The 12754-nt window shown below is 42.7% G+C and carries 11 protein-coding genes; 7 read left to right on the forward strand and 4 right to left on the reverse strand.

The window, feature by feature from the left end; all coding sequences use genetic code 11:
- The first annotated feature begins 2 nt into the window (after nucleotides 1–2).
- Nucleotides 3–1553 carry a PucR family transcriptional regulator gene (locus ACIZ62_RS06670; protein WP_414151543.1) on the forward strand — a complete coding sequence of 517 codons (1551 nt, stop codon included), beginning with the start codon at nucleotides 3–5 and terminating at the stop codon, nucleotides 1551–1553.
- A gap of 262 nt (nucleotides 1554–1815) precedes the next feature.
- Here the strand turns inward: ACIZ62_RS06670 and ACIZ62_RS06675 are convergent, their stop codons facing one another.
- Both ACIZ62_RS06675 and ACIZ62_RS06680 read right to left on the reverse strand, forming a co-directional pair.
- The gene (locus ACIZ62_RS06675; RefSeq protein ID WP_414151544.1) at nucleotides 1816–2298 is read right to left on the reverse strand and encodes a hypothetical protein; all 483 of its coding nucleotides are present in this window, start codon (nucleotides 2296–2298) and stop codon (nucleotides 1816–1818) included.
- A gap of 77 nt (nucleotides 2299–2375) precedes the next feature.
- Nucleotides 2376–3701: a hypothetical protein gene (locus ACIZ62_RS06680; RefSeq protein WP_322518869.1), complete on the reverse strand. Its 1326-nt coding sequence runs from the start codon at nucleotides 3699–3701 to the stop codon at nucleotides 2376–2378.
- Nucleotides 3702–3890: 189 nt separating this feature from the next.
- Here ACIZ62_RS06680 and ACIZ62_RS06685 point away from each other — a divergent pair, with 189 nt between their 5' ends.
- The 5 genes from ACIZ62_RS06685 to ACIZ62_RS06705 all read left to right on the forward strand — a co-directional run bounded on the left by ACIZ62_RS06685 (nucleotide 3891) and on the right by ACIZ62_RS06705 (nucleotide 11002).
- Entirely contained in the window at nucleotides 3891–5096 is a 1206-nt protein-coding gene (locus tag ACIZ62_RS06685) for a PucR family transcriptional regulator (protein ID WP_414151545.1), read from the forward strand.
- 169 nt (nucleotides 5097–5265) lie between these two features.
- Nucleotides 5266–6651 (forward strand): aminomethyl transferase family protein, encoded by a 1386-nt coding sequence (locus ACIZ62_RS06690; protein ID WP_322518867.1) that lies wholly within the window; start codon nucleotides 5266–5268, stop codon nucleotides 6649–6651.
- Nucleotides 6652–6661: 10 nt separating this feature from the next.
- Nucleotides 6662–8623: an FAD-dependent oxidoreductase gene (locus tag ACIZ62_RS06695; RefSeq protein WP_414151546.1), complete on the forward strand. Its 1962-nt coding sequence runs from the start codon at nucleotides 6662–6664 to the stop codon at nucleotides 8621–8623.
- Between the two features lie 106 nt (nucleotides 8624–8729).
- Nucleotides 8730–9839 carry a diguanylate cyclase gene (locus ACIZ62_RS06700; RefSeq protein WP_414151547.1) on the forward strand — a complete coding sequence of 370 codons (1110 nt, stop codon included), beginning with the start codon at nucleotides 8730–8732 and terminating at the stop codon, nucleotides 9837–9839.
- Between the two features lie 428 nt (nucleotides 9840–10267).
- Nucleotides 10268–11002 (forward strand): DMT family transporter, encoded by a 735-nt coding sequence (locus tag ACIZ62_RS06705; protein ID WP_414151845.1) that lies wholly within the window; start codon nucleotides 10268–10270, stop codon nucleotides 11000–11002.
- Between the two features lie 7 nt (nucleotides 11003–11009).
- On the opposite strand, the gene ACIZ62_RS06710 is transcribed toward ACIZ62_RS06705, so the two are convergent.
- Nucleotides 11010–11594: a 4Fe-4S binding protein gene (locus ACIZ62_RS06710; RefSeq protein WP_111887414.1), complete on the reverse strand. Its 585-nt coding sequence runs from the start codon at nucleotides 11592–11594 to the stop codon at nucleotides 11010–11012.
- Nucleotides 11591–11923, reverse strand: a complete 333-nt coding sequence (locus ACIZ62_RS06715) for a cupin domain-containing protein (protein ID WP_111887413.1) — start codon at nucleotides 11921–11923, stop codon at nucleotides 11591–11593. Before ACIZ62_RS06715 ends, ACIZ62_RS06710 begins: the two co-directional genes overlap by 4 nt.
- 88 nt (nucleotides 11924–12011) lie before the next feature.
- On the opposite strand from ACIZ62_RS06715, the gene ACIZ62_RS06720 reads away from it, so the two are divergent.
- Nucleotides 12012–12686 (forward strand): Crp/Fnr family transcriptional regulator, encoded by a 675-nt coding sequence (locus tag ACIZ62_RS06720; RefSeq protein WP_414151548.1) that lies wholly within the window; start codon nucleotides 12012–12014, stop codon nucleotides 12684–12686.
- The last annotated feature ends 68 nt before the right edge of the window (nucleotides 12687–12754 follow it).

The raw sequence follows: 12754 nt of genomic DNA on the forward strand, positions 1-12754 counted from the left end.
AGATGAAATTGAATCTTCACATCATTGGGGATGCATTAGCCATCGAAAAATCAAAAATAATTGCCGACAGCAACATTGAGATGGAACTGGTAAATGTCCGGTTGCTACCGGATGATCCCAGGCAGTGTGGTGATCAATATCTTTATCTGATCGATCATCAGCTGTCGGAAGCTTATTTACAAATTGAGAAGCTGTCTTTAATTATTTTAAATGACAACGGTGCAGATTTGAAAATCAACCATTCCTGGAACGTTATTTTGATGGCAAAAAATGAGCAGCTCTGGGATGTTTTTGAAAAAGTGCAGGGCATTTTCGATGATTTCAATCGGTGGCATGAAGCATTGACCGATGCAATTCTGAATCGACAGCCCATTCAGCAATTGCTGGATCTTTCGGCTCAGGTATTAAATAATCCGATAGCTTTATTAGATATATCCTTTATTATGATTGCCAAATCAGGAAATTTTCCGGATCGGTTTAACGATCCGATTTGGGAATCGGTACTGTACAAAGGCTATGGTGCGGTGGAAAACATTCCGCAACAATACCGTAATTTATCTGATTTAACCATTAAAGAGCGAAAACCCGTTTTGGTTCCCCCTTTAAGCGATGACCATCAAAAACGTATTATTTGTGCGACCCTCGTTCAGAATCAGGTTCCTTTTGCTAATCTGGCCATGACAAATCTGGTCAGCGAATTTACGGTTGGACAGCATTCACTGGTATACCATATTCAACAGCTTTTGGAGATTTCACTGCAGCTGCCCAAACCTGATCAGAATGTCAACAATGACATTTGTTATCTCATTTCACAGTTAATACAGAAAAAGTATGTCGATCCTGATCTCGTCAAACATTTTTTTGCTGCACGGAAGTGGGATGAAGATGATGCCTTTTTTTGTGTAGTGTTTGACCTGAACAGTGATTTAACGTTGACGGAGTACAATCATCTGGTTTATCTCAAACATCTACGCGAAGCCCTGCCCCATGCCTATACCTTGTTTGTGGACAATCGCATTGTTTCGATCTGTCTCTGTAAATATGGGATGGCGTTTCCGGCAACAATTGCTCAGATGATTTCGCCGAAACTTACAAAACTGGCGCTTTGTGCTAGCGTCAGTTTAAAACAACCCAGTTATGAATTTTTGGCGGCAGCCATGCATCAGGCCGAAATGGCTTTGCAGCTCGGTCGCAAAAAGACGATGGATCAGCAGATTTATACGTTTAAAGAAGTTTACGCCGAGTACATCATCCAGGTTTTAAGCAAAGACCAGGATGCCTATTCATTGTGTCATCCGATCGTCCAGAAAATCGTAAAAAATCATGATCAATGGTCTCTGGAACTCATCCACACCTTATGGATTTATCTCCAAAATGGAAAGCGGATTTCGCAGACCGCCGATAAACTGTTTATTCACCGTAATACTTTGGTTAATCGTCTGCAATCAATTGAAAAGATTCTGGAGATCGATTTTGAAACCATAGATGATGAGGATCTGGATATGCTGTTGATCTCCTGTTTTATTGTAAAAACCAAGCTTCGTTTGCTGTAAAACCTAAATTTCTTTGCGTATTCGCTTGATCAGAAAAAAGAAAGTGTCAGCAAAAATTATTCCCAATCATCAAAATTTATTGACGTGATTTGCTGAATTTTCTGTATCCATATAAAAAAGAAGATCACAATCAGCAAGATTTTGATGTCTATCTTTCTTAACCACAAAAAAAGGGCTTTTGCAAAATTGCGAATATGCACTGGTGCAAAAGCCCCTTTCGGTTATCAGACATGGTTTTCAAGCTTAGAGTAAAAATTGATCGTTATGCTGTTTCTTGGTTGGTTTCGGCAGTTATACCGGCACATTTCATCGAAAGTTTCATAATTAAACCGCTGAAAACCATAAGTAGGATCAGACCAATAAAAAAGAATGGTAAGAAAAGTGCATAGGAGTTTGGAAGAACTGCTGAAATCGGTGCTCCCATGAGAACACTGCCCATAAAAATGGTCAGAGCTGGACACATAAACAATAAAATCAGGATAAGAAGTACGGTATTCATGATGAGGTTAAATAAAAAGGTACCTGGTTTTGAGAGTTTACCGGCTACTATAGCACCAATCTTGCCGATGGGAATGATAAGGCCGATTACAAAGCCTGCCATGACACCGACCAGCGCGGAAATGGGGAAGCTTGCCCAGTCGACGGCTCCAGTTGTAATCAAACCGCCAATAATTGTGAAGGTTATACCGAAAATAATAGAATTAAATAGGTTGTTATATAGATTAACTTTAGTTTCAAGTTTCATGAAATTTACCTTTCAGCGATTATTAAATTCCGTGGGGTTTTATTAAATTTTTACCCCACGGCTGAATAACCAGATCTTTAATCAAAAATCGGGCGTGGAATGGTTTCAGTATCAAAATTTTCATTTCTATTTTCTTTGATATACGGGAACAAGGTGACGGTTACACGAACCCGAACCTGGTTGCTTTCCGGGTTACCCCAGAGTACTTCGACCACCTGTCCTTCGATCGCATAGTCTGAATTGATCGAACCAATCGATATCATATCTCTTGTTTTGGGTGAAAGCATGCGACCAGACGAAGCTCCAATCATCTTTTCTCCGTCATATACTGCATCAATATGCATGCCAGCATTATTTCGGACATAGTCGTAATCGCAAGCCAAATCCATGGTATCATATTGCTTCTCCGGATCCATGGAACCAGCCATTACTTTTAACACATCTTCCTTATTCCAGATAAGATGAACAGCCGTGTTATGGGGCCCTTCCAGCTCTTTTTTTAATGCTTCTTTACCAGGAAAATCATGGTTGAATTTTACGAGTTTTTCCCAGCCAAGATCAACTGGACTTCGAAAAAGAAGTTCAGAATCTCTAGGAAGACTACCTGATAAAGCGACCGGATCCATTGGGGTGGCAAAATGTTCGGCAATTTGCGGAATACTCCCTTCACAGTGGGCGTTGACATAAGCTAAACGACCAAGCCTCTGTATCCCATATTTTTCGCCGACTTCTAGTAACTTATTATAAACTTCGTGGGCATCTTTAGTTTTACCATGAACTTCATAACCCAGGGTTCCCGCCATCCCTGTTCGGAGAATAAATACCTCTTTACCAGCAATTTTAGCATCAGCAGTATGCATGAATTTTAAATCATGAAGATCCTGTCGTGCTGCTTCCTCAACTATTTGTAAGGATTTCGGTCCACACATCTGATAAAAGAAATTGGAATCTCCGATATACTCGGTAGTGATCTTGAATTGATTGCCCAGCTGAGTGTTAAACATGGCAGGATCCGGTAAGCAGGCACAAATAAAGTCTTCTTCTGAACGGCGGATGATGATCCCATCTATTATAATCTTGCCCTGATCATTGCACAGAATGGTATGACGGGCTTTTCCTATCGGGAAATTACGAAAGGTATTAACGCTGACCGCTTCCATCAGGTCCAGAAATTCTTTCCCTTTTACCGCGAATTGCAGAAATGGATTTAAACCGGCATGGATATAGCAGGTATCATGCCAACTCAATTCCTCAATCTCCCATTTATCATAGGCAAAAGGATGTAACGGCCAAGTGCCATCGGTCATGGGATGCCATAATCCTTCAGGTGCGACCATTACTTTTACTTCCGGTACATTGTTGGGAATATGTGGAACAAATTTTAAAGTGTTTTGGGAATTCATCAAAAATACCTCTTTCTTTATAAGATGAAATTATAATAACTTAAAATTGAAAAGTACGATATGTAATATCTTCCATTGCTTTTGTTTTATTTTGAACTTTTGTACAAGTGGATCATTTGTCCTTTTTTACTGTTATCTTAAATAAACCAATGGTATAATTGTATAAAGGTTTAGACAGGAGAAAATTCGATGTCCGTTAATAACGAAACATATTCAGAGCGAAAAGATAAAATTCTAAATGCATTAATTGATAGAAGAGGACTACAACATTTTACTGATTTAGCTGCAGAAGTAATGAGTAATCCAATTTTTATTTATGACGTTAGTGGGAAAATTTTAGCTAAAAGTCAGATAAATGGACATCAGGAGATTTGGGAAGAGTTATTACCTCAAGGTTACCTAAATGCTGAGAAAGCTATTATTACAGAAAATTCAGGGGTGATGAAGAAATTGATGGAAGAAGATACCCCTGTTTTAGGAAAATTCTCTTATAGTCAGTTTAGGTTTTTAGGATGTCGAGTACGTGATAAGCACGGTGTGGTTGCAATTGTGACGATAATTGAAAAGGAAGCATTTCGCAGCGAAGATTCCGATTTATTGGTGATTGTCTGCAAATCCGTTTTATTTGAATTACTGTATCAAGAACGTACAGCAATGCAAACGATTCCGTATTTTAGAGTTTTGAAAGATATTATTGAAGAAACGGCTTCTATAAGCGAAATCCGGGAACGTTGCCGGGCTCTGCGTTTAGATTTTCCTGAATCAATGCGGCTGCTTGGCATTAAAATTTATGATAATAATAATACGCTATCATTATTCTTTCTTCGAGAGACGTTATTAGCATCAGTTCCATCTTGTCATTGTATCATCTATGATGAAAGTTTGATTATGATAATTTCTGAAAAACATTTTAGCCAGTCTTTCTTGAGCATCGTTCAAGATATCTTTAGCAACTATGAAATTCGAATCGGTGTGAGCACCAGGTTCACGGACATATTAGAAGTAAAAAATGCCTTTCAACAGATGCAGGCGATACAAAGTGTGTATCAAAAACTAAATCTTGAAAAGCCATTAACGTTTTATGAGGATATACTTTTGTATCATTTTATGGAATTAGCTTCAAAAGAGCATGATTTGAACAAATTTTGTTTACCAATTTTAAAGAAAATAGAAGAATACGATAATGTGAATGGAACTCTATTGAAGGAAAGTCTTGAAGCGTATCTCGAGTCAGGGAGAAATATCCAAAAAGCAGCTGAACGCCTATATATGCATAAAAATACACTTTATTACCGGTTAAAGCGGATCGAGGATTTTTTTAACTTGGACTTAAATGATGAAAATCTATGTTTTAATTTGCAATTCTCGCTTCGGATGAAGCGAATGGCAAGATGATTTATGAAAAAGTTCAAAAGTAAGATCGAAACTCTGTACAAATATACGTATACATTACCCCTCTTCCTCAGTAGTATTATACTTGAGAAGAGGGTTTTCTTATGCGAAACTGTCTAACTCATCGAAATGAATCTTATTGTGAGAGTGAAAAATTTAGGAGGCGTTAAAAATGAAAGAACAGTTTGAAACATTGGATTTTACACCATTTTGTCCGAAACCAGAGCATGCATCATTATATGCACCAGCTTTTGTAGGGGTTTCAGCATATGAATATACCAATTGGCGAGATGAAACCGTGTCGTGGAAAACAACGGCTTATCTGCACGCTGGTCTGAACCCGACTGACACCTATCGACTAAAAGGACCGGATGTAATTAAATTCCTGTCACGTATATGTGCGACGAATTTCAACGTTTTCCCTGTTGGCAGGATTAAACATGGTCTTGTATGTGATGAGAAAGGACGAATTGTCCAAGATGGCGTTTTGTTACGAACAGCAGAAGATGAGGTAATGACGTACTGGATGGTACCAATGCTGAATTACGCCCTGGAAAGTGGGAAGTACGGAAAATTTGATGTTGAAGGTGAATTTCTCACAGGAAAAGTATTTCTGTTTCAGATCGGAGGGCCAGTATCGATTGACATCGTAGAACGTGCCAGTGGTAAAGATTTGCGGGATCTAAAATTCCTTCGTTCAATAGAAGCAGAGATTGCCGGAAAGCCCGTTCGTATCCTTAGAATAGGAATGTCTGGGACGCTTGGCTATGAAGTGCATGGTGCTATTGAAGATGCACATGACGTATACAATGCACTCTATGATGCAGGCAAACCTTTGGGTTTAAGAAGACTTGGATCCCATTGTTATCCAATGAATCATTCTGAAAATGGATTTCCACAGTTTGGTGTTCATTTCTTGGAGCCGAAGAGTGAAGATGAAGATTTAATGAACTATCTAAAAAGTACACCAGGCATGGAATTCCAACTTTTCGCTGCCGGACCCATGAACCCTCATGGCAGTGCCTCAGATGATGTACAACTTTTTTATCATGATCCATACGAATTAGGATGGGGAAATATGATCCGTTTTGATCATGATTTCATCGGAAAAGAAGCGCTTGAGCGAATTAAAGAAGAAAATAAACGTCAAATGGTTACCTTAGAATGGAATGTCGAGGATATTGCGGACGTGTTCGCCTCTCAGTTTAGGGATGAGGAGCCGTATAAGTATATTGAAAACCCGACAGATCTCAATTTCTGGCCAGATTTCTCAGGAACGATTTCCCATGATCGCATATTAAATAATGACGGGGAAACAATTGGAACAACATTTGGCAGACAAAATTCAGCATATTTCCATCGGATGATTTCCATTGGTTGTCTGGATACGGAGTATACAGAATTAGGCACTGAAGTGTTTGTGCTTTGGGGAGAACCTGGTGAAAGACAAAAGAAAATCCGAGCAAAGGTTGTCAGATTCCCATACAACAATATCCTGCGTAATGAAACAACAGATGTAGCTGCGTTACCAAAAGCAGTAGAGACAGACTGTAAATAGAAAGGTCGAAATGAGAAAATATAAAAATTTAGCCAGCCCCTACACAATTAGAAATATTACGTTTCGTAATCGAATCGTGACGACGCCAACCGGAATGACATATCCCGATGAATACAGTGGTGCCCTTGATTTCAAAACAGTGCTTTTTTACGAAAAAAAAGCCAGAGGCGGTGCCGCCGGGATAACCTATGGAGAAACGCCTGTGAATAACGTGGATGCAATCAGACGGCCAAATGTTGATTTAATTCGCCCTGATTTTTCACGAATGATTCTGCCAAACAAGGATTGGATAAAATTCACCGATGCAATTAAGCGTCATGGCGCAGTGCCTTCGATTCAGTTAGCCCATGCGGGATTATTTGCCGAACCCTTTTTCAACCAGGAACAGGGCACACCCATCGGACCAGTTTCATTTGTGAAAGAAAATGGAACTGCGGTAAAAGCCATGGATGAAGAGGATATGAAACGGATCGCCAATGATTTCGCTGAGAGCGCCTTTTGTGCGAAGTCGGCCGGTTTTCAGGAGGTAATGATCCAGTGCTGTCATGGATGGCTGTTGGCGCAGTTCTTGTCACCAGTATGGAATACCAGAACAGATGAATACGGTGGATCCATTGAAAACAGAGCCAAATTCCCATTGCAGGTTTTAAAAGCTGTTCGGGAAAAAATTGGTGATGATGTTGTAATCGAAATTCGCATCAGTGGCGATGAACATCAACCAAATGGTTGGTCAGTTGAGGACTGTATTGCATTTTGTAAAATGGTTGATGGCATTGTGGATATCATTCAGATTTCTTCCGGGGACTATCATAATTCCGAACATTACTGTATGACGTCAACCCTGATGCCACATTTTATCAATGTGCCTTATGCAAAACTGCTAAAAAATGCTGGCGTTAAAACGGCAATTTGTGCGGTTGGAGCGAATGATGATCCTGCCGAAATGGAACGGTTGATAGCCGATGGAACGCTTGATTTTGTTGCAATTGGAAGAGGCACCCTGGCTGATAGTGATCTGCCAAGAAAAATATTGCAAAATAAAGAGGATGAGGTACGACCCTGCATTCGCTGTAATGATTGTATGGCGGGGCTCTATGATGGATTCTACCAATGCAATATCAATCCCACAGCAGGACAGGAAGCTTACCTTTTAAATACCCCAGCGGTAGAAGAAAAGAAGAAGGTACTTGTCGTTGGTGGTGGCCCGGGTGGCATGCAGGCGGCTATTACAGTAAGTGACCGGGGTCACCAAGTGATCCTGGTAGACAATCAAGAAAAATTAGGTGGAACGCTGCGATTTACCGATTACGATGCGCATAAGCAAGACTTGAAAAAGTATACGGACTATCTTGTGAGACAGACATTAAAACGTGATATTAAAGTGCGATTAAATACAACCGCAAGCAGAGCGTTACTTGAAGAACTGCAACCTCAGTCAATAATTGTAGCGGCCGGCGCTACGCCTCGGGTACCCAATATTGAAGGGATTGAACAGGCATACCATGCGACGGCAGCCTATTATCAGCCAGAAAAGATGGGGGATAAAATCATTCTGATTGGTGGCGGATTAATTGGCTGTGAATTAGCGCTTCATTTAGCAGAATTTGGGAAGCACATAACAATTTTAGAAATCACAAACGAATTGGCACAGGATGCGAACATGTTACATCGACCGACCCTGTTTGAATATATGGATCAAAAAAAGGATCAGATTCAAAGCATTATTGGTGCAAATACCGAGAGAATTCTGGAAAATGGCGTTATTTATAAAGATAAGAATAATGCAGAACATTTTGTTGAAGCTGATACCGTTCTATATGCGGTTGGCAGTGCGGCCAATTCTGGTATTGTGGAAAAACTTCGTGAATGGGAGGAATGGGAAACATTCATGGCGATAGGCGATTGTACTGGCGCCAGCATTGTAAAAAAAGCGGTCCACGGAGGGTATTTTGCCGCTATCGATATTATTTAATCACGTAGTTGCCCAGCCAGTCCCATACCGCCGCTGTTTTTCTTGACAAACCCGGCCTTAATGAGGTTTAATGTTAAACAACGACAAAATCCGGGAGGTTTGACAGATGGAGGCATTTTTAAGACTTGAGGGCAAGGCCAGGGATGATTTCTACCAGGCCAAATACGATTATTACCGGCGTTTTAATCTGGGCGTCATGTTTGCTTCGGCCTTGATGTTCTTTAGTCTGCTGGTGCCGGACTGGCAGGTGTACGAGCAGTTTACCTTGCGCTTGCTAGTGATCCGCAGCATGGTGGTGATTCCGCTGGCGGTGGTGGTGCTGGTCTATCGCCAGACCGGTAATTATCGGATCATGTCAGTCGTATCCCTGCTGATGGTTCATGCGATGATCTGGGGTAACATCTGGGCCGGTTCCTACGGGGCTGATCAATCTTATGTCAATGAAGGCTTTCTGATCATGAGTTTTATCCTGTTGCTGGCTTCCTTCAGTGCCCCGCCGTTATATGCTATGGTAGCCCAGCTGGGACTGATCGGCAATATTCTACTGGCCGACCAGCTCTATCATTACTCCAATCTCGAAGTGATTCTGTCCTTCAACATACAGGTGATCATTCTGCTGGGCCTGGTCGATCTGATCGTTACTGGTTTTTATTATGATCATTACATTACTCAGAAAAAACTGGAGTTTGCGCTATTCCACGATCCTTTGACTCAGGTGTTCAACCGACGGCAGCTCCATAAAATCATGGGGGCGGGCCACGATCTGTCTTTTATGAGTCCTGATATAGCCATTGTGATCATGGATGTGGATCATTTTAAACTGGTCAACGACAACTACGGCCACGATGAGGGCGACCGGATTCTACAGTTTGTCGCCGACTGCATCCGCCACAGTCTGCGGGGGCCGGATCTGGTGATTCGCTGGGGAGGCGAAGAGTTTGTCGCGCTTCTGTTTGACTGCCAGCGTGATCAGGCCAGCCTAGTGGCTGAACGGATCCGCAGTTCGGTGGAAAAGTCGGTTAACGGCGTCTGCAAGATCACCATTTCGCTGGGCGTGGCCATCTATGAGGGCGGCGACTGCTTCGAAACCATCAAAAAAGCCGACCAGGCCCTCTTTGTCGCCAAGCGCAACGGCCGCAACCAGGTGGTCAGTTACGAGGCTCTGGATCAGGATGCGCTGGATTTGGACGGGTACAACCAGCGCGCCGACGCTTAAATGGGCCGGATGTGCCTATACTAAGCAGTTTTTCTTGACAGACCCGTCCAGATGAGGTTAAATAATTCAGTAACTAAGATAAACAAGGAGGCTCAATATGGGAAGAATCTCAGGTAAACCGCTATCACCACCAACCGTCTCATCGCAGAAGCAGCTTTGAGACCATAAAAAAGACCATATTCTCCAATGGCTGATTCTGCGATTGCTATAATCATTGGTGTTAGAAGCATACATCTTTGCATAAGTATTTATAGAAAGCGAGAACAGTCGTGAAATCAAAACTAATGTTTATTCTGGCGATGGTCATCTTCGGAACCATCGGCATTTATGTGCGGTTTATCAATCTGGAATCCAGTGAAATCGCCATGCTCTGAGGACTGATCGGCAGTCTTTTTCTGCTACTGATCAGTTTTATCCGCCGGGAGAAAATTGCTCTTTCCAGCGTCCGCGAAAACCTGATTCCGTTAGTGTTTTCAGGCGCTGTGCTGGCTGGCAATTGGATCTTTTTGTTTGAAGCATTTAAGCACACTACCATTGCCAATGCCACCCTGAGCTATTACATGGCACCAGTCTTTGTCATCGGCCTGTCACCATTGGTGCTGAAGGAAAAGATCATCCCCCGCAAGGTTATTTGCATGGCGGCAGCCCTGATCGGGATGTTGCTGATCCTCAAAGGCAGCAGCCAGAGCGGCGCAGCGGGCAATGATCTGTTGGGCATTGCCTGGGGGATTGCCGCGGCAGCCTGTTATGCCAGCCTGATGCTGACCAATAAGTTCATTAAAAGCATGAACGGCATGGCCACCACGCTGCTGCAGCTTAGTATCGCTACGGTGGTGTTATTTTGCTATGTGAGTCTCAGCGGCGGCATCGCTTTTTCCGGCCTCACCCCGGTGGCGGTAATGGCGGTGCTGGCGTTGGGCCTGGTGCATACCGGACTGGGCTTTTTTCTCTTCTTTACCGGCATGAAAGGGCTTAATGGTCAGAGCATCGCCACCCTCAGTTATATCGACCCGATCACTGCGCTACTGGCGTCATTTTTGATTTTTGGCGAAGCCATGAACGGGGTCCAGATGCTGGGAGCCGTACTGCTACTGGGGGCCACCTTCCTGGGGGAATATAAAACCGCGAAGCTGCCGGAACTTGTCGGCGACGAGCAGATGTAGTTAACAATCAAACTTTTACCTGAAACGTCATTTGATCATGAGTTGCAAGAGTCATGATGGGGACAGTTAAGGGTAAAGCAGCTTCGCACAAAAAAAGATCAGCCAATACCAGCGGGAACGCCGGGATTGGCTGATTTTTGTATCGGGCGTGGCGAGCTTTCATGCTGGAGAGACTTAAGATCGCCCCGTAGGGACATAAAAACCGGTGCCACAACTCGGCCGGAAAGAAAAGGGTCAGGATGACGCCGCCGGCAAAGAGCAGGGGCAGAATCGGCAGCTTTTTACCAGTCAGCATCACAAAAACAAAGACTAGGAAAAACAGCAACAGGATCACAAGGCGGAGCCAGGGTTTTGACAACCAGCGAGGAATCTTAAAACTTTTCAGCTGGCTTTTCTTTTTCACAAAGGTGAGTCCTTCCATCGCTGTATTGATCGGACAGATCCAGCCACAATAAAGACGGCTCCAGAACAAAGAAGCCAGCACACCCAGCACAAAAACGCCCATCCACAGCTGAATCTTACCGGTCACCAGCAGGACGATGAACAAACCCAGAAAAGCCAGCTGGATGACCCGGCGTCGTGCTGTTGTCATTGCTTGTCCGGATGATAAAAAGCCGGTCCGGGGGCTTTGATCACAAAAATTTCCAAAATTTCGGGATCACGGTTATTAACATTCATTTTGACGTGGTAGGGAATATTGATGATCTGTCCCGCTTCATAGCGGTGCGGTTCCTGATCATCCAGCTGCAGGGTAACCGCCCCTTTAATGACGATCATATAAACGTTGGAATTGGAATAATGCTCCTTCAAGCCTTCTCCTTCGGGAAAAATCATATGGTTGATCATCACTGGTTGGTCATCAATCAATTTTTCAATCCGTTTTTCATTGCCATTGGCAAATGCATAAATTTTTTCTAACATCGTAATCTCCTTTTCGTCATGGATATAATCTAGTATAATCGATAAATAAAAGAAAAGGTGTTACCATGGTAACACAAGGAGATGAAAAATGAAAAATGATGATCTTTTGCGCTTATTGATCAGCGCTAATTTTTTTAATGGCTTTTGTGAAGTCGAACTATTAGAAATAATCCGCTCGCCCGAAACGACGGTCAATCAGTTCCACAAGGATCAGGTAATCCATTTAAAAAATGAACCCTGTCATCGGATGGACGTGATTCTTTCGGGACGGGTGGCGGTTTTGAATCTCGATGAAAACGGCAATATGCTCACTGTCAACGTCTTTCGGGCCGGGGAAAGTATCGGCGAAAATTTGCTCTTTGCTGTCAACAACGGCTATCCGATGACGGTGATAGCAGTCACCGAGGTGACGCTGCTACAGCTGGAGCGCGAGCTGGTGGTGGCCCTCTGCCAAAAAAATGCTGATTTTTTGAAGGGACTGATGCAGTCCATTTCTGAAAAGACAATGATTCTGACGGACAAGTTGACGGTGATTTCCTTAAAAACCGTTCGCCAGCGGATTAACGATTATCTCAGTCATCAATACCAGTTGCAGAAAACACTGATGATCACCTTAGGCTGCTCAAAAAAAGAATTGGCGGAACGGCTGGGAGTGCAGCGAACTTCCCTGAGCCGGGAACTGACCAAAATGAAAAAAGCGGGTTTGCTAGATTATGACGCCAAAACGATCACGATTAAATCGGCGTTTTTCAGTCCCAATTGAAGATGTAGTGTCAGGCATCAATCAATGTATTAACTCATAATTCATCAGGTATTTTTGCATAATCAAAC

Source organism: Acetobacterium carbinolicum, from assembly GCF_047456275.1.
GTDB lineage: Bacteria > Bacillota > Clostridia > Eubacteriales > Eubacteriaceae > Acetobacterium > Acetobacterium carbinolicum.

Bases quoted from the DNA above. Each gene is read 5' to 3' on its own strand.
- ACIZ62_RS06670 (WP_414151543.1), top strand. From the start codon at position 3: ATGAAATTGAATCTTCACATCATTGGGGATGCATTAGCCATCGAAAAA.
- ACIZ62_RS06700 (WP_414151547.1), top strand. From the start codon at position 8,730: ATGGAGGCATTTTTAAGACTTGAGGGCAAGGCCAGGGATGATTTCTAC.
- ACIZ62_RS06715 (WP_111887413.1), bottom strand. From the start codon at position 11,923: ATGTTAGAAAAAATTTATGCATTTGCCAATGGCAATGAAAAACGGATT.
- ACIZ62_RS06695 (WP_414151546.1), top strand. From the start codon at position 6,662: ATGAGAAAATATAAAAATTTAGCCAGCCCCTACACAATTAGAAATATT.
- ACIZ62_RS06690 (WP_322518867.1), top strand. From the start codon at position 5,266: ATGAAAGAACAGTTTGAAACATTGGATTTTACACCATTTTGTCCGAAA.
- ACIZ62_RS06675 (WP_414151544.1), bottom strand. From the start codon at position 2,298: ATGAAACTTGAAACTAAAGTTAATCTATATAACAACCTATTTAATTCT.
- ACIZ62_RS06710 (WP_111887414.1), bottom strand. From the start codon at position 11,594: ATGACAACAGCACGACGCCGGGTCATCCAGCTGGCTTTTCTGGGTTTG.
- ACIZ62_RS06685 (WP_414151545.1), top strand. From the start codon at position 3,891: ATGTCCGTTAATAACGAAACATATTCAGAGCGAAAAGATAAAATTCTA.
- ACIZ62_RS06680 (WP_322518869.1), bottom strand. From the start codon at position 3,701: ATGAATTCCCAAAACACTTTAAAATTTGTTCCACATATTCCCAACAAT.
- ACIZ62_RS06720 (WP_414151548.1), top strand. From the start codon at position 12,012: ATGAAAAATGATGATCTTTTGCGCTTATTGATCAGCGCTAATTTTTTT.